Origin of the sequence: Vibrio sp. 1F279, assembly GCF_041439815.1 — a bacterium.
GTDB lineage: Bacteria > Pseudomonadota > Gammaproteobacteria > Enterobacterales > Vibrionaceae > Vibrio > Vibrio tasmaniensis_A.
This window is the reverse complement of the sequence record NZ_JBGOOU010000116.1, coordinates 1-1320: the sequence shown is the minus strand read 5'-3', so window position 1 is coordinate 1320 and position 1320 is coordinate 1. Positions and strand designations below refer to the sequence as shown.

Sequence of the window (1320 nt, the reverse complement as noted above, 5' to 3'; positions counted from 1 at the left end):
AACCCATCAACATAAGTTTAGCGGATGTTTGACAACCGGGGGAATCCATGTAGCCCTGTTAAGGTGTGAGCAACGCAATACCGAAGCTCCCGCATACCACCTTAAACACAAAACGCAACGCATAGCAAAACTGCCAAGCGTTGCGAATCACTCTTAAACAGATTGTTAGTTTACTTGCATACGCATGCCCATTTTATATTTCTCGTTGTCACCAATCATTTCTTGAGCAAGAGAAAAGTCATTCTGACCAGAAAAAACGTACTGCTCAGAAAACTGGACCTGTAAGCTATTCAAAAAGCGAACATTATCTGAAGTTTGCTTAATCGGTGTACCTTTTTCGTATGCATTCCCATACTCAATAAGTGAGAATGGTCTCTTTAGCTGTGAAAGCATATGTGGAGCTCTAACCATTAGTTCTTGGACCTGATTTTTCGCTTTTATAGCTTGCTCTGCAATCGAAGGACACGTTAACGCCAAGGTTAGAGTTGGAGATAATGGCAAATGAATTTGAATTCCTTTTAAACCTATCCCTAGGTTACCATATGGTCCCATATCTATACTGTTGTGGAGGGTGACTGGGTTGTCGGAAATATAAAATGGCATTTCATTGGTGCTTTCATACAAAATCCATGACTTATTTAAGAGAAGTTCAACTACCTCTTTTTGATTCAGAATCAAGCTTAAAAACGAATTCTTCCTTTCAGAAGAATCCGGTAGACCTAGCTCAGTTTCAATTTGTTCAGGAGATGCTCCCATTGAATCTAACTTATCTGAAAGCGCATCAACAATGGTCGATATTCGCATCAACTCGCCGTAAGAGCGAGCTCTTTGAATAGCTACAAATGTAGCAATATTATACCTTTCTTCAGAGCTTAAGGTACTTAAGTCTTTAGTTTCCAGTATCTTTTTAAGTGCCGGCGATGCTTCACTTTCATAAATACCAAGTATAGGTTCTAGACTAGCTCGATCCGGATGCCCCTCGATATTGTAAAATGTGTTTCTTGTCGTTGCATCATAAACTGATTGTTGAAATATTCGATCATTCGGCTTATCAAAGGTGTACAACCTGCGTCGCTTACCAGAGCCACCAAAACCAAATTTATCTAACAAGAAACGAGGAACCGTATGTTGTTTTTTTACATCTGTTGTTAATTTCACTACTTCTCTCAACTAATCATGACTGACATTTGTAAACTAGACATAATGACCCCCACGAAAGATGCTAGCCTCCAATATCGTGGGTTAGCTTAAAGCCAGAGCCATACTTAGTGCGTCAAACAACTAAATTTGGAGGCTAGCATGAATAAAGATAGCATAATT

1 protein-coding gene is annotated in these 1320 nt (G+C 39.3%); it reads right to left on the bottom strand.

Annotated features, from left to right (window positions below; all coding sequences use genetic code 11):
* Positions 1–165: 165 nt before the first annotated feature.
* Positions 166–1158, bottom strand: a complete 993-nt coding sequence (locus tag ACED60_RS25655) for a DUF4238 domain-containing protein (RefSeq protein ID WP_371728734.1) — start codon at positions 1156–1158, stop codon at positions 166–168.
* Positions 1159–1320: the final 162 nt, after the last annotated feature.